This is a genomic window from Thermomonospora sp. CIF 1, from assembly GCF_001896795.1.
GTDB lineage: Bacteria > Actinomycetota > Actinomycetes > Streptosporangiales > Streptosporangiaceae > Thermomonospora > Thermomonospora curvata.
The window spans coordinates 203,127-217,494 of record NZ_MOYN02000007.1; the positions used below are offsets into that span (position 1 = coordinate 203,127).

Below are 14,368 nucleotides of genomic sequence, written 5' to 3' on the forward strand. Positions count from 1 at the left end.
CTAAGCGGAAGGCTGGACGCATGGACGAGGGGCTGACCATCGCCGAGGTCGCCGCGCGGACCGGTCTGAGCGCGCACACGCTGCGCTACTACGAGCGGGTGGGGCTGCTGAAGGCGCCGGCCCGCTCGGTCAACGGGCATCGCCGTTACCAGGCACGCGACCTGGAACGCATCCACCTGATCACCCGGTTGCGCGCCACCGGGATGCCGATCGCCGACATGCGGCGCTACTTCGCGCTGGTGGACATCGGCCCGCACACCGTGTCCGAGCGCAAGAGGCTGCTGCTGGAGCACCGGGCTCGGGTGGTGGAACAGATCAGGCAGCTGGACGCGGACCTCGCCCTCATCGATCAGAAGATCTCCAAGTACGAGCGACGCGAGGACGGCATGATGACGAGCACGCGCACGCTGGGCCGGGGGCTGGTCAGTTCGTCGCTGGGCCTGGGCTGCATGGGCATGAGCGACTTCTATGGGCCCGGCGACGAGAGCGAGGCGGTGGCGACCATCCACCGGGCGCTGGACCTGGGCATCACCCACCTGGACACCTCCGACATGTACGGGCCGTTCACCAACGAGCAACTGGTGGGCAAGGCCATCAAGGGACGCCGGGAGGAGGTGCTGCTGGCCACCAAGTTCGGCATCGAACGCCTGCCGGACGGCACGCGGGTCGGCGTCAACGGCCGTCCCGAATACGTGCGCAAATGCTGCGACGCCTCACTGCAGCGGCTGGGCGTGGACCACATCGACCTGTACTACCAGCACCGGGTGGACCCGTCGGTGCCCATCGAGGAGACCTGGGGCGCGCTGGCCGAACTGGTGCAGGCGGGCAAGGTGCGGCACCTGGGGATCTCCGAGGCGACCCCGCAGACGCTGCGCCGCGCCCACGCGGTGCACCCCATCACCGCCGGCCAGTACGAGTACTCGCTGTTCACCCGGGATCTGGAACAGGACGTCCTGCCGACGCTGCGGGAGCTGGGCATCGGCCTGGTGGCCTACAGCCCGCTGGGACGGGGCCTGCTGACCGGTGCGATCACCAGCCGGGACCAGCTGGCCGACGGCGACTTCCGCGCCGGCAACCCGCGCTTCCAGGAGGGCAACTTCGAACGGAACCTGGCGCTGGCCCAGCGGGTCCGGCAGATGGCCGAGGCCAAGGGCGTCACGGCGGCCCAGCTGGCGCTGGCGTGGGTGCTGGCCCGGGGCGAGGACATCGTCCCGATCCCCGGCACCAAGCGCCGCAGCCGCCTGGAGGAGAACGCCGCCGCCCGCGACATCGAACTGACCCGCGAGGACCTGGCCGCCCTGGAGGAGGCCGTCCCCGCCGACGCGGTGGCCGGCGACCGCTACCCCGACATGCGCACCGTCCGCCACTGACCGGCGGAGCCGTGGACGGCCACAGCAAAGAACGCCCGGCGTCCCCGCGGACGCCGGGCGTTCTCCGATCGGGCTACCTGCGGTTGTACAGCCGCATGGTCAGCGTCCCGAAGACCGCGGTCAGCACCCCGCCGGCGGCCAGGGTCCAGACGATCTCACCGCCGTCCACCCGGCCCGCCATCAGGCCGCGGACCGCCGCGACCAGGTGGGTGATGGGGTTGACGTCCACGAAGACCTGCAGCCAGCCGGGCATGGTCTGCGGGTCGACCAGGATGTTGGACAAAAAGGTCAGCGGGAACAGCACCAGCATGCTGACGCCCATCACCGCCTTGTCGGTGCGCAGCAGCAGCCCGAACATCGTCCACATCCACGACAGGGCGAAGGAGAAGGCCACCAGCAGCGCCATCCCGGCCAGCACCCCGGCGGGGCCGCCGCCGGGCCGGAAGCCCAGGATCAGCCCGAGCACGAGGATCACCGCCGCGCCCATGGAGTAGCGGAACATGTCGCCCAGCAGGTAGCCGACCATGGGCGCCGGGCGCCACATGGGGATGCTGCGGAAGCGGTCGAAGACGCCCTTGGAGACGTCGAGGTTGAGCGAGGTCCCGGTGTACATGGAGGTCATGACCACGCTCATCACCATGATCCCCGGCAGCAGGTACTGCAGGTACTCCCGCGGGGAGCCGGCCAGCGCGCCCCCGAACAGGTAGGTGAACATCAGCGTCATCATGATCGGGAACGCGGTGACGTCGAACAGCTGCTCGGGCACGTGCTTGATCTTCAGCATGGCCCGCCAGCCGAAGGTCAGCGAGGACGACAGCGCGCTGGGCCGGGGCGGGCGCGCGCCCCGCGACAGCACGGCGGCGATGGTCTCCGGCGCGGGGGAGTAATCCGGGGTCACGGCGGTGCCGGCGGTCACTCGGCCACCTCCTTGTCGGTCTGCTCGGCGGTGTCGGCGGGATGGCCGGTGAGGGCCAGGAACACCTCGTCCAGGCTGGGCTGGCCGAGGGAGAAGTCGTCCACGACGACGCCGGCGGCGTCCAGTTCCGCCAGCGCGCGGGACGCCTGCACCGAGGCGCGGGCGTCGCCGTTCATGATCCGGGCGGTCAGCGCCACCGGGTCGGCCTCCAGCTGCACCTCGGTCTCCAGCGCCCGCGCCAGCACCCGGCGGGCCTGCTCGCGCTGCCGGCGGTCGCGCAGCCGGACGTGCACCGAGCCGGCGCCCACCGACGACTTCAGCTCGCCCGGGGTGCCCTCGGCGATCACCTTGCCGCGGTCGATCACCGCGATCCGGTCGGCCAGCCGGTCGGCCTCCTCCAGGTACTGGGTGGTCAGCAGCACGGTGGTGCCGTGCGCCACCACCGCGCGCACGATGTCCCAGACCTGGTTGCGGCTGCGCGGGTCCAGCCCGGTGGTGGGCTCGTCCAAAAACAGCAGGTCGGGGGTGTTGAGGATGCTGGCGGCGATGTCCAGGCGGCGGCGCATCCCGCCGGAGTAGTGCTTGACCTGCCGGTCGGCGGCCTCGGTCAGCCCGAACGCCTCCAGCAGCGATGCCGCCCGCTCCCGCGCCGCCGCCTTGCGGTACCCCAGCAGCCGGCCCAGCAGCACCAGGTTCTCGGTGCCGGTCAGATCCTCGTCCACCGAGGCGTACTGGCCGGTCAGGCTGACGCGGGAGCGCACCGCGTCGGCCTCGCGCACCACGTCGTGGCCGAACACCCGGGCCGTTCCGCCGTCCGGGCGCAGCAGCGTGGCCAGCATCCGCACCGTGGTGGTCTTGCCCGCGCCGTTGGGCCCCAGCACGCCGTAGACGGTGCCGGCGGGCACCACCAGGTCGATGCCGTCCACCGCGCGGGTGCCGCCGAACGTCTTGACCAGGCGTGAGGTCTCGATCGCCGGCACGGCGGACCGCTCGCCCGCGGCCGTGGCGCCCTCCTGATGGGTGCTAGTCGTCATCGGGTCTTCCTCGTCTCGGGTTCAGCAGACATAGGGGCGCGCGGCCCGGGCCTCGCGCAGCGCCAGGCCCCACCACACGAGCTGGTCGAGCATGGCCGCGGCGTCGTGCTCCGGGCCGTTTCGAGCGGGATCGCCGCCGCGCAGGTCGATGTGCACGGCGCTGCACATCGACACCATGTGCAGCCCGGTGAAGACCGAACGCAGCTGTTCGGCGGCGTGCAGCCCGGCGGACCGGTAGCCGTAGGAGACCAGGCCGACCGGTTTGGCCAGCCACTCGTCGTACACGCAGTCGATCGCCTGTTTGAGGGAGGCGGGAAAACTGCGGTTGTACTCCGGTGTCACCACCACGAACCCCTCGGCCCGTCCGATCAGCTCGGCGAAGCCGGTCATCTGCGGGGTGGCCGCCCCGGGCAGGCGGGCGGGCAGATCGTGCTCGGCCAGATCGACCACCTGCACCGCGATGTCGGCGCGTCGCTCGGCCAGGCCGGTGAACCAGCGCCGGATGCCGTCCCCGATCCGGCCCTCCCGGGTGCTGCCCACGATGACCGCGACCCGCAGCGGACCGCCGCCTTCGTCCAGGACCATCGGGCTCGCCTCCTCACCGCTCGGGCCCCTCACCCCGAAGGCGCGAGATCCGGCCGCCCTCCCGCTAGATGCGATCTAGCGGCCCCTGCCCGCCCGCCGGATGCCGCCGTCCCGGGTTTGAGGACGCCATGCCCCGTACGGGGCGATGCACCCGGCTCTTCCCAGGCTTAAGGCCGCGCGGCGAGAAGCTCATTCGGCGCGCTGCCCGGGAACGACCGGCTCCTGGGCCTGGGCACCGGTCCCCCGATAGCGGACGACACCCACGAGATCGTCCGGCCCGAGTCGATGCCGCACGCGGTTCTGTCAGGTCGCCTCGGCGGCGGGGCGGAGGGTGTTGTCCGGTGCGTCCAGCCAGATCGCCTGGCCTTTGGGGGTGACGGTGATGCCGAAGCGGTCTCGGCCGGGGCGTCCCCACTCCAGCCAGCGGAAGAAGATGTCCTCGACCTCGCTCCACAGGGCGCGGGGGCCGTACTGCAGGACGGTCGTCTCTCCGCTGCGCTCACGGGTGATCTGCGCCCCGCAGTCGGTCGTCCACAGCCATGCCTTGAAGTCGCCCTCGGCCGTGGTGACCCTGCTCGCCCCAAGATCGGGAAGCAGCCCGGCGATGGCGATGTCCAGGCCGGCGGAGGCGTGGAAGATCCTGCGGGGGTCGACCTGCGCGGTGCCCTCTTGGATCTCGCTCTGCGGACCGCCGTCGTCGGGCGGTCGCTGTGACCGCAGCCGCATGTAGGCGCACCCGCCGTGGAAACGGCCGATCGCGGTGCCGTCACGTCCCACCGTCAACCGCACCTGGTGACCGCCCTCGTACCACGGCATCCAGGGGAAGACGATGACACCGCCCGGACGGGTCTGCCGCACCCATGCGTGCGGGACGGTGACCACTCCGCAGGTGACGTGGACGCAGTCGAAGGGAGCACCGTCCGGATCTCCCTCGGCGCCATCGCCGACCAGCACCCGCACGTCGCGTCCGGTGGCCTTCAGGTTCGCCGCCGCCCGCTCGGCGATCTGGGCGTCCACCTCGATCGTGGTGACCTGCACACCGGGACGGGAGGCCAGCAGCGCCGCGGTCCACCCCGTCCCGGTGCCGATCTCCAGGACGCGGTCACCGTCGAACGGGTCCAGCAGCTCCAGGAACGTGGTGACGATGCCGGGCGCCGACAACGACGAGGACGCGCTGCCCCGGCCCGTGCCCGGATCGGTGGCCCCGTCATCGGCCTGGGTGATGATCGGCTGGTCGGCATAGGCGGCCTCCCACCAGCCGTCCGGGTCGGCGGCCAGGTCGATGCGGCGGCCGGACCCGTCCGGACCCTGTGCCCATGCGACCGGCGGGACGAACAGGTGCCGCGGCACCGCGTGCAGAGCCTGCCGCCATACCGGGTCGCTGAGCTGCCCGGTCGCCTCGAGCAGATCGGCCAGCCGGTCGATCCGTTCGGCGAAGTCGATCATTTCTCCCGCTTCCCGCCGCCCTGGGTCTGGGCGTCCCCCTGTTCTCTGGTGGGAGGCTTCGGCTCGAAGGGCTTGTCCTTCTTCGGTCCGCCCTCATGCTTGCCCATCGTCTGTGCTCCCTTCGATGTATTCGGTCGGAGTCCTGCCGAGCACGGCCCACCGGCGCACTTGCCGGGGCGACCGCTCCGCGACCGGCACGTCCCAGTGGACGGGCTCTGCTTCGGCGGCGGCAATGCGCTGTGCGATCACGCCGTCCCCAGCGAGAACAGGACTTCGATCCGCCGCCGGATGCCGCGTCCGTCCCGGGCCGCCGCTCGCCGGGGAGGAGGGCTCGCCCACCGGCTGGAGCCGGGCGGCATGAGTCGAAGGCCTTCTTGCCGGCCGGGACCTCTGAGGGCGAATGGCGTGGAGTGCTCCCGTCGGTTGGACCGGGCGGTCGCATACCGGGGAGCCGGTGGGCCGCTCTCTCGTCCAGGGCTTCGAGAAGGGGAGACGACGGCGCAGGGTGGGGACGTCCACTCGGCCGCTGCACCGGCCCCGGCCTCATCCGGCACAGTGCGCAGGGGAGGCGGCGGCACCGCGTGGGAGATCATCTGCGGGCATCGGTCGGCGCCTTGGCGGACGAGCCCGTCCGCCGAGGCGCTTTGGAGCAGTTCGACGGCTCGCGCACCGCCCGGCATGGCCCACCAGTGCCCCGTCCTGCTGCCGTACCAGATCGTCACCCCGGGGAACCGGGCCTGCAGCGCCCGGAGCGGTTCTCGCACCGCCTCCGGAATCCGCGCAGGGTCCGATAGGTTCGTCATCAGCCACGCTCCGGTCGTGGTCAGGCCTCGGAGCACGGTGCGTCACCACCGTCCGGGGCCGCTTCATCTACAGATGCCATCTGCCGGGGCCATCGCGGGGAATCTTGCTGTCACCGCCCCGGCACTTTCAGTGAATCAATGCCGTATGGCACACCCCAGGGGCATCATGAAAAGCACATGGGAGCAGACCGGAGCAGGTCCCCCGGAGGTGTGCCATGCCCCAGGCCCGTCATCGGACGCTGGGTGCCCGGCTGCGGGCGGAGCGGGAGCGCCGCCGGTGGACCAAACCGGAGATGGCCCGCCGTTTGCGCGAGGCCATCCCCGATCAGCAGCGGCCCGACCTCGACACGGTGCTCTCCTACGTCAAGCGCTGGGAGGCGGGCAAGGTCAGCGTCAGCGAGCGCTACCGCTTCGCCTACGCCACCGCCTTCGACATGGACCTAGACGAGCTGTTCGGCCCCGGGCAGGGTGCTCGACCGGCCGTGCCGGGCGTTCCGGTCGATCCATTCGGCGTGATCTGCCTGCCCGCCGGGAGCAGACGGCCGGTCGACGCCCGCTATGTCGAGTCGCTCCGGCAGGCCAACCAGGCGCTGGTACGGCTCGACACGCTGCACGGCGGCAGCACCCTGCTCCCACATGCCGTCCGTGTCTTCCGAGAGGCGCACCACAAAGTCGGCGTCGGCGCCCGCGATTCCCGGATTGAGCGCGACCTGCTGGCGGCCGCCGGGGAGACCGGCGAGATCGCGGCGTGGATCGCCTACGACGCCGGCCGGCAGACGACCTCACGGCAGCTCATCAACGAGGCGCTGCTGCTGTCCCGCCAGGCCGGCGACCGCGCCATGGAGCTGTTCGAGCTGGGCCATCTGAGCATGCTGTCGCTGCGTGCACGCCGCCCCGCCGAGGCGCTGAGAATCGCCGATGACCTCGCTGATGACGGCCGCCTGCCCCCTCGCGTGGCGGCGCTTTTCGAGATCCGCCGCGGCCGGGCGCTGGCGCAGATGGGCCAGGAGCACCGCGCGATGGCCGCCCTCGACAAGGCCCAGACGATGATCTCGGCCGGGATCGGCGCCCGCGATCCTCGCTGGACCTGGTGGGTCGACGACATGGAGATCCTCCGGCAACGGGGCGCGGCCCTGGCCCAGTTGGGCCGGTGGCGGCAGGTGCTTCCCCTCCGCGAAGAGGTCGTCGCACGAATGCGCGAAGGCCCCACCTACGCCAGGCTCGACCTGGCCGAACTGCTGGAGGCCCTGGTCCACGTCCGCGACTGGCCGCGGACGGAGGAAATCATCGGCGAGGCCACCGACCTCGCGGCCGCCCTCAGCCCCTGCCGCACCACCAGCCTGCTGCAAGAGACCGCCACGAGGATCATCCGCTCCCCAGGCGCGCCGTCCACCGTCACCGACGCCGCCGAGCACATCCGGCACCTCCTCGGCGACGCCCGGCAGCGCCATCCCCTGTGACCACGCCGAAAGACGTGACGGCCGAAACCCACCGTCGACCGCACCGCTCGTCTGGCGCCCTACCGTGACGTGCCCGCCGTCCGGGACTTCCAGCGGCGTCACCCGGTGCGGTGACGGCTACTTGCGCTTGGCCTTGGGTTGTTTGGCCATGACGGGGACCATGCGCAGGGCCAGGGCGGGGCACATGGCGACGGCGCGTTGGGCGTCGGTCTCCATCCAGCCGGGGATTTCGGCGTCCAGGACGACGGGGAAGCCGTAGCGGTCGAGCTGGATGAGTTCGGGGACCAGGTAGGCGCACAGGCCGTGGCCCTCGCAGCGGCTCCAGTCGATGGCGAACTTCGACTCGCCGCCGCCGGGGACCGGCAGCGGCAGCACACCGAAGCACGGCTGGCCGCAGGTGCCGTTGAGCTGGTGGATCTCGATGTCGCGGGCGAAGGTGTTCAGCGCCGACAGCGCGAAACGGGCGGTGCCGTCGGGATGGGAGCAGGCGCCGCGGCCGCGGCCGATGCCGGCGGCGCGGCGCACCAGTTCGGGGCTGCCGGAGCCGTCCACCAGCGCCTCGAGGGAGCGGTACAGGTCGGGCAGGCCCAGCCGGCAGGGGCCGCACTGCCCGGCGGACTGGCCGGCCATGTAGGAGGCGATGCGGGCGACCTCCCGCAGCGGGCAGGTGCCCTCCGGCAGCGGCAGGATGATCCCGGCGCCCAGCGACCCGCCGACCGCCTGGAAACCGGCGCGGGAGACGATGGCGGTGCGGGCGGCCTCGGGGGTGATCCACTCGCCGTGGTAGCCGCCGACCAGGACGCCCTGGCCCGGCTGGACGCCGCACTGGGCGAAGACGCTCGCCAGCGGGGTGCCCAGCGGGCACTCCACGACGGTGGTGCCGCCGACGGTCAGCAAGGTGGTGCCCGGCTCGGAGTCGGTGCCGACCGAGGCGTACAGGTCGGGGCCGAGGGAGACCAGCACCGCAAGCTGGGCGAAGGTCTCGGTGTTGGACAGCAGGGTGGGACGGCCGTCCACGCCCGATTCGGCCGCCCGCACCTTGCGGCCCGGGGGGATGGGGGTCTCCCCGTTGATGGCGCGGATCACCGCGCCGCTCTCCCCGGAAATGAAGCGTTCGGGCAGCCGGACGACCTCGGCGGGCATCCGGCGTTCGGCGATGGCGGCGCGCATCGAGCGGGCGGCGGTCTCGTCCTCGATCGCGATCACGATGTCGCGGGTGCCCAGCGCGGTCGCGGCGATCTGCGCGCCGTCCAGCACCAGGTGGGGGTTGCGGGTCAGCAGCACCTTGTCCTTTTTGCTGCCGGGTTCGCCTTCGGAGCCGTTGACCACGACCACCGCCCGCTTCTGGCGCCGGCCGCGGTGGTCGTCCTCCTCGCCGGGCAGCAGGAAGTCATCGACGTCGCCGGGACGGCCGACCTGCTTGGCCACGGCCATCAGCTTGCGGGCGAACGGGAAGGCCGCCCCGCCCCGGCCCCGGATGTCCACCGCTTCGGTGATCTTCAGCAGCTCCTCCAGGGTCGGCACCGCCAAGGCGCCGTGCAGCGCCCGGTGCCGGTCCAGATCGATCCGGTCGAACCTGTCAAAGCCCATGGTCAGCCGGGGGCTGCCGATGGTCGCGATGCTCACGGCGGTCATGCCCGTCCTCCGATCGTCCCGCCCGTCCCGGGAGTCTGCGGTGGTGTCGAGGTCGGGCCGGTCACGAGCCCGTGCCGCTGCAGGAACTGCACCAGGCGCTGCCCCAGCGGGGTCAGCACCAGGCCGCCGCCCGCGCACGTCCGGCACGTCACGTACTCGGCCTCCAGCGGCCGGGCCCGTTCGTGCTCGTCGATCGCGCGTTCGATGGCCGCCATCACGGTGGGGGCGTCGCCGCCCGAATGCCCCGTTGCGTAGGCGCGGCGGCGGCGCGGCAGGTCGTCCGGCGCCCGCACCACGGCGCCGCTCGCATCCAGCCGCATGCCGGAGGCCCGCTGGGCGGCCAGCGCCACCCTGCCCAGTTCCTCGGCGCGCTCGTGCCAGGCCTGCCAGGCCTCGCTGCGCACCTGCCCGGTGCCCGAGCAGGCCGGGCAGGTGGTCTCCAGCGCGGCCAGGAAACCGAACCACTGATCGGCCGGCCCGTCCGGCATCGTCATCGGATCCGTGACCTCACCTCTGCCGCCATCGCCCCTCGGTCGTGCCGACCCGTCGGGGGGTGGTACGCGGCCCGGCCCGGTGCGAGTTCAACGCCGACCGGTCACCGGGGGCTTTTCCGAGAACGCTTGACCCTTCCGGGCCGTGTGCTGCGTACCTCCTGGCGGATCACCCACCGCCTGCGGCCACTGTGAAGGAGCCGAGATGTACCAGGACCCGTTTCCCGGCGCCTGCACCGGACGTCACGCCCGCGGCCGGGACCATGAAGCGCTTGGGACCGGCTGGACGGCCGGCGCCCGTGACGGGGCGGGTTCTGCGGGCATGAGGCCCGGCGACGGCCGCGCCGCCTGGGGCGGCGGTTCGTGGGCCAACGACGGCCGCACCGCCACCTTGCGGGTCGCCGGCGGCTCGTGGGGCGATGACGCCCGTACCGCCGCTTTTTGGACCGGCACGTCGCAGGTGGTGGACGCGCGTACCTGCGGGGCGTGGGCGGACGGCCCCCAGGGCCGGTCGCGGGCGTCCCGGCGGCGCAGGAGGCGCAGGTGGCCGCGGGTGATGGCGGGGACGCTGGCGGTCGCGCTGGCCGCCGGGGCGGGGGCGGCCGGGATGCATCTGGCGGACGGGCGGTCGGCGAGGCCCTCGCCGCGGGCCGTCCCGGCGGCGGCCGACGCGCCCGGCGATCTGGCCGCCACCGTCTCGCGGGTGCAGCGCAGCGTGGTGTCCCTGCAGGTGCGCCGGGCCGGGTCCCGCGCCACCGGGTCGGGCTTCGTGTTCGACCGCCAAGGGCATGTGCTCACCAACGCCCATGTGGTCGCCGGCGGCGTGAGCGTCGTGGTGGAGATGCCCGACCGGCGGCAGCGGCGGGCCCGGGTGGTCGGCGTGGACGACGCCAACGACATCGCCGTCTTGTCGATCGGCGCGGCGGGGCTGCCGCCGCTGCCGGTGGGGCGCGTCGACCAGGTGCGGGTGGGCGAGCCGGTGCTGGCGTTCGGCTCGCCGCTGGGGCTGGCCGGGACGGTCACCTCCGGCATCGTCAGCGCCCTGGACCGCCGGGTGAGCATCGGCGGCGGGCGGACGCTGCGGGTGCTGCAGACCGACGCCTCCATCAACCCCGGCAACTCCGGCGGCCCGCTGGTGAACGCCCGCGGCCAGGTCATCGGCGTCAACACCGCCATCGCCACGCTGGGCCAGGGCCGCGCCGGCTCGATCGGCATCGGTTTCGCCATCCCCATCGACCGGGCGATGGCCCTGGCCGCGCGGCTGCTGAACTGAGGCGTCCGCCCCTGGAAGGGGCCGGGGATATCGTCGCGGTCATGGGTTTGGGCCGCGCCGACGCCGGCGGGACGCCGCGCGATGAACGGAACCCGGTGGTTTTGACGCCGAAGGACTCCCCGGTCACGCTCTTTGAGATCGCCGTCGATCCCACGTCCTGGGACGATCGGGAGAAGACGGCCACGGCGATCCGGCATCTGGCCCGGGAGGACCCGTCCCTCCAGGTGCGCATCGACCACGAGACCGGCCGGGCCGTCATCGGCGGCGAAGACGCGCCGCGCCTGCAAGCCCTCATCGACCGGATGAGGAGAGAACACCGGGTCGACGCGGCGATCAGCGGGCCTCAGGTCGCCTACCGGCAGACCATCCGCCGCAAGGCCGGGCCGGTGGAGGTCACCTACAGCAAACAGACCGGAGGCGCGGCCCATTACGCCAGGGTGTGGCTCTCGGTGGAGCCGATCACGGACGGGACGGTCTATGAGTTCATCGACCGCCTCCCCGCCGGATGCGTCCCCGCCGAGTACGTCTCCGCGGTGGACGCCGGCTGCCGGGAGGCCATGCGGTTCAGCCCCCCGACCGGCCACCCGATGATCGGGGTGCGCGTCGCGCTGCTGGACGCCCGGGAGCATGAGATCGACTCCTGGGAGGGCTCCTTCCGGATCGCCGGGGCCCTGGCGTTCCGGAAGGCGGTGCGGCAGGCGGCCCCCGTGCTGCTCGAACCGGTGATGGCCGTCGAGCTCACCGTCCCCGCCGGACGCCTGGACGGCGTCACCGCCGGCATCGAGGGCCGCCGCGGCGAAGTCCGCGCCGTGCGGGAACGCCCCGGCGCCCGGGTCGTGGACGCCCTGGTGCCGCTGGCGGAGATGGGCGGCCGCCCCGCACCGGCCGGCGGCGCGATGCGCTTCGACCACTACGCCGAGGTCCCCGCCCGCATCGCCGAGAAGCTCACGGAGCAGGGCGCCGCCGGGTGACCCCGGCCGTGGCCCGGTGCGGGCCCCGGCCGGGGTCAGGCCGCTCAGCCGGCCTTGATCTGGTACTCCTTGGCCAGGTCCGAGACCTGGGGCTCGCGGACGATCTTCAGCCCGCCGACGGTCTCCTTGTCCGGCTTGAGGATGTGGGTCTCGCGGGACGGGGGCTCGTTGACGTCGGTGAAGTCCATCTTGGTGCCGAAGCCGCCGTCCCAGCCGGAGGTGGAGCGGTGGGCGGAGATGATGCCCTCGCGGGTCAGGTCCTTGGCCGCGCACGCCTTCTTCAGCGCGTCACTGGTGATCATCGCGGTGACGAACCCGGCCATCACCCCGTTGTCCAGGGTGTCCTTGGGGTACTTGGCCTTGTAGTCGGCGATCAGCTTCTTCATCACCGGCAGGTCGGCGCTCAGCGGGCTGGAGGCCTGCATGACGTAGAAGTCCTTCAGCAGCGCCGGGGCGGCCGGGGTGGCCAGCAGCTGCGGGGCGAAGGAGGAGTTGCTGCCGATGAACGGCACGTCCAGGCCCTGGGAGAGCGCGACGCCCACGAACGAGGCGGTCTGCTTGGGGCTGACCGACAGCACCACGGCCTTGACGCCGGCCTCCTTCATCACCGCGACCTGGGAGCTCATGTCGGCGTCGGTGGCCTTGACCTTCTGCTCGACGACCTGCAGGCCCAGCTTCCCGGCGGCGAACTTGGAGCCGGCCAGGGAGTCCTCGCCGTACTCGCCCTCGACATAGACGTGGCCGATCTTGGCGCCGGACTTCAGGCCCTTCTCCTTGACCAGGAAGTCCACCCCGTTGATCACGTCCACGGCGTAGGTGGTGCCGGTCATCTGGATGGCCTTGCTGCCCAGCAGGTTCGGCGCCCAGGCCAGCACCAGCGTCAGCGGGCCGCCGGCGTCCAGCCGCTGCCGCACCGCGCTGACCGTGGCCGACCCGATGAAGTGCGGCAGCGCCGCGACCTTCGACTCCAGCTCGGTGTAGGCGGCCACGCTCTTTTGCACGTCGTAGCCCATGTCGCGCACCAGCGGCTCGACCGTGCGGCCGCAGATGCCGCCGGCGGCGTTGAGCTGCTCGAAGTGCAGCTGGGCGCCCTGGGAGATGCTCTTGCCGAGCGCCGCGTACGGGCCGGTCAGGTCGGTGATCATCCCGACGGTGATCTTGTCGTCGGTCACGCCCGGGCCGTACTTGACGCCGTCGGGGCCGGTCTTGGCGTCCCCGCCGCCGGCTTTGTCGCTGGCGCAGGACGTGGCGGTCAGCGCCAGCAGCGCCGCCGCGGCCACGCCGATCCGGGTTCGGAACCTGCTCATCGAGCACTCCTTGACTTGGAGGGGTGGGGGAGCCTGCCGGACAGCGCGCGCCGTGCCCGCGCGGCGAGCCCCAGCAGGCCGCCCGGCAGGAACAGGACCACGGCGACGACCGCGATGCCGTACAGCACCCGGGACGCCTCCGCGGGAGAGAAACCGCCGCTGCCGGGCGCGGCCACCAGCGGCAGCGCTTCGCTGTAGCGGCCCAGCACCTCCGGCAGCAGCGAGACGAAGGCCGCGCCGATCACGGCCCCGCCGACCGACCCCAGACCGCCGATGACGATCATCGCCAGGTAGTCCAGGGAGCGCAGCATGTCGAAGTAGCTCGGCACGGTCTGCTGGAAGGTCAGCGCCAGCAGCACCCCGGCCAGCCCGCCGTACATCGACGACAGCACGAACACCCCGGCCCGGTAGCGGGCCACCGGCACGCCCATCACCCCGGCGGCGGTCTCGTGGTCGCGGATGGTGTTCATGGCCCGGCCGGGCCGGTCGGCCAGCACGCCGCGGGCGAACCAGGCGGCCAGTGCCAGCAGCGCGGCGGCCAGCAGCCACAGCTTCTCGGCGGCGCCGAACGGCACGCCCAGCAGCACCACCTGCGGGTCGTCGGCGAAGACGAACCCGAAGATCTCCAGCGGCGGCACCGGCCGTCCGTTGTAGCCGCCGGTGACCGGGCCGGCGTTGAACAGCACGTGCTGGCCCAGGAAGATCAGCGCCAGGGTGGCGATGCCCAGGTAGGCGCCTTTGAGCCGCCCGGCGATCGGGCTGAACAGCCCGCCGGCCGCCCCGGCCAGCGCGACCGCCAGCACCGCCGCCAGCGGGGTGGGCAGGCCCAGCCCGCCCAGCCCGCCCTCCGGTTCGGCGGCCAGGTAGACGTAGCCGTAGGCGCCGACCGCCAGGAAGAAGGCGTGCCCCATCGACAGCTGCCCGGTCGCGCCGGTCAGCAGGTTGATGCCGATGGCGCCGATGGCGGCGGCCATGGCGAACACCCCGGCGGTCAGCCAGAAGCTCTCCAGGTAGAAGGGCGCCACCACGGCGGCCACCGCCACGGCCGCCCAGACGATCGCTTTGAACGCGGGCATC

At 72.5% G+C, this 14,368-nt stretch carries 12 protein-coding genes; 4 read left to right on the forward strand and 8 right to left on the reverse strand.

The features are described from left to right. Positions 1 to 20 precede the first annotated feature (20 nt). The gene (locus BUE48_RS03675; protein ID WP_012851122.1) at positions 21 to 1,370 is read left to right on the forward strand and encodes an aldo/keto reductase; all 1,350 of its coding nucleotides are present in this window, start codon (positions 21 to 23) and stop codon (positions 1,368 to 1,370) included. A 73-nt stretch (positions 1,371 to 1,443) separates the two neighbouring features. Here the strand turns inward: BUE48_RS03675 and BUE48_RS03680 are convergent, their stop codons facing one another. From BUE48_RS03680 to BUE48_RS03695, 4 genes are all read right to left on the reverse strand, one after another. Continuing rightward, entirely contained in the window at positions 1,444 to 2,286 is an 843-nt protein-coding gene (locus tag BUE48_RS03680) for an ABC transporter permease (protein ID WP_012851123.1), read from the reverse strand. Beyond that, positions 2,283 to 3,320, reverse strand: a complete 1,038-nt coding sequence (locus BUE48_RS03685) for a daunorubicin/doxorubicin resistance ABC transporter ATP-binding protein DrrA (RefSeq protein ID WP_012851124.1) — start codon at positions 3,318 to 3,320, stop codon at positions 2,283 to 2,285. The genes BUE48_RS03680 and BUE48_RS03685 overlap by 4 nt, the downstream gene beginning before the upstream one ends. Before the next feature lie 21 nt (positions 3,321 to 3,341). Then, positions 3,342 to 3,905, reverse strand: coding sequence for an NADPH-dependent FMN reductase (locus BUE48_RS03690; RefSeq protein WP_012851125.1), 564 nt, complete (start codon positions 3,903 to 3,905; stop codon positions 3,342 to 3,344). Between the two features lie 303 nt (positions 3,906 to 4,208). Then, entirely contained in the window at positions 4,209 to 5,351 is a 1,143-nt protein-coding gene (locus BUE48_RS03695; protein WP_012851126.1) for a methyltransferase domain-containing protein, read from the reverse strand. A 1,018-nt stretch (positions 5,352 to 6,369) separates the two neighbouring features. Between BUE48_RS03695 and BUE48_RS03700 the strand changes: the two genes are divergently transcribed. Next, on the forward strand, positions 6,370 to 7,614 hold the full coding sequence (locus BUE48_RS03700) for an NsdA family TPR-like regulatory protein (protein ID WP_012851128.1): 1,245 nt from the start codon (positions 6,370 to 6,372) through the stop codon (positions 7,612 to 7,614). Between the two features lie 117 nt (positions 7,615 to 7,731). On the opposite strand, the gene BUE48_RS03705 is transcribed toward BUE48_RS03700, so the two are convergent. Both BUE48_RS03705 and BUE48_RS03710 read right to left on the reverse strand, forming a co-directional pair. After that, a complete protein-coding gene (locus tag BUE48_RS03705) occupies positions 7,732 to 9,249 on the reverse strand; it encodes an NADH-quinone oxidoreductase subunit NuoF family protein (protein ID WP_286988835.1) in 1,518 nt (505 codons plus the stop codon). After that, positions 9,246 to 9,743, reverse strand: coding sequence for a hypothetical protein (locus BUE48_RS03710; RefSeq protein ID WP_148232916.1), 498 nt, complete (start codon positions 9,741 to 9,743; stop codon positions 9,246 to 9,248). Before BUE48_RS03710 ends, BUE48_RS03705 begins: the two co-directional genes overlap by 4 nt. Positions 9,744 to 10,062: 319 nt before the next feature. Between BUE48_RS03710 and BUE48_RS03715 the strand changes: the two genes are divergently transcribed. Both BUE48_RS03715 and BUE48_RS03720 read left to right on the forward strand, forming a co-directional pair. Continuing rightward, positions 10,063 to 11,013: a S1C family serine protease gene (locus BUE48_RS03715; RefSeq protein ID WP_083789962.1), complete on the forward strand. Its 951-nt coding sequence runs from the start codon at positions 10,063 to 10,065 to the stop codon at positions 11,011 to 11,013. Between the two features lie 41 nt (positions 11,014 to 11,054). Next, positions 11,055 to 11,984: a translation factor GTPase family protein gene (locus tag BUE48_RS03720; protein ID WP_286988836.1), complete on the forward strand. Its 930-nt coding sequence runs from the start codon at positions 11,055 to 11,057 to the stop codon at positions 11,982 to 11,984. 44 nt (positions 11,985 to 12,028) lie between these two features. On the opposite strand, the gene BUE48_RS03725 is transcribed toward BUE48_RS03720, so the two are convergent. Together BUE48_RS03725 and BUE48_RS03730 are read right to left on the reverse strand one after the other, a co-directional pair. Continuing rightward, a complete protein-coding gene (locus BUE48_RS03725; protein WP_012851132.1) occupies positions 12,029 to 13,291 on the reverse strand; it encodes an ABC transporter substrate-binding protein in 1,263 nt (420 codons plus the stop codon). Beyond that, the gene (locus tag BUE48_RS03730; RefSeq protein WP_041439290.1) at positions 13,288 to 14,367 is read right to left on the reverse strand and encodes a branched-chain amino acid ABC transporter permease; all 1,080 of its coding nucleotides are present in this window, start codon (positions 14,365 to 14,367) and stop codon (positions 13,288 to 13,290) included. The genes BUE48_RS03725 and BUE48_RS03730 overlap by 4 nt, the downstream gene beginning before the upstream one ends. Between the last annotated feature and the right edge of the window lies 1 nt (position 14,368).

Excerpts from the sequence above, each read along its gene's own strand:
- BUE48_RS03700 (WP_012851128.1), top strand. The coding sequence starts at position 6,370 with ATGCCCCAGGCCCGTCATCGGACGCTGGGTGCCCGGCTGCGGGCGGAG.
- BUE48_RS03720 (WP_286988836.1), top strand. The coding sequence starts at position 11,055 with ATGGGTTTGGGCCGCGCCGACGCCGGCGGGACGCCGCGCGATGAACGG.
- BUE48_RS03675 (WP_012851122.1), top strand. The coding sequence starts at position 21 with ATGGACGAGGGGCTGACCATCGCCGAGGTCGCCGCGCGGACCGGTCTG.
- BUE48_RS03730 (WP_041439290.1), bottom strand. The coding sequence starts at position 14,367 with ATGCCCGCGTTCAAAGCGATCGTCTGGGCGGCCGTGGCGGTGGCCGCC.
- BUE48_RS03710 (WP_148232916.1), bottom strand. The coding sequence starts at position 9,743 with ATGACGATGCCGGACGGGCCGGCCGATCAGTGGTTCGGTTTCCTGGCC.
- BUE48_RS03685 (WP_012851124.1), bottom strand. The coding sequence starts at position 3,320 with ATGACGACTAGCACCCATCAGGAGGGCGCCACGGCCGCGGGCGAGCGG.
- BUE48_RS03705 (WP_286988835.1), bottom strand. The coding sequence starts at position 9,249 with ATGACCGCCGTGAGCATCGCGACCATCGGCAGCCCCCGGCTGACCATG.
- BUE48_RS03715 (WP_083789962.1), top strand. The coding sequence starts at position 10,063 with ATGAGGCCCGGCGACGGCCGCGCCGCCTGGGGCGGCGGTTCGTGGGCC.
- BUE48_RS03695 (WP_012851126.1), bottom strand. The coding sequence starts at position 5,351 with ATGATCGACTTCGCCGAACGGATCGACCGGCTGGCCGATCTGCTCGAG.
- BUE48_RS03690 (WP_012851125.1), bottom strand. The coding sequence starts at position 3,905 with ATGGTCCTGGACGAAGGCGGCGGTCCGCTGCGGGTCGCGGTCATCGTG.
- BUE48_RS03725 (WP_012851132.1), bottom strand. The coding sequence starts at position 13,291 with ATGAGCAGGTTCCGAACCCGGATCGGCGTGGCCGCGGCGGCGCTGCTG.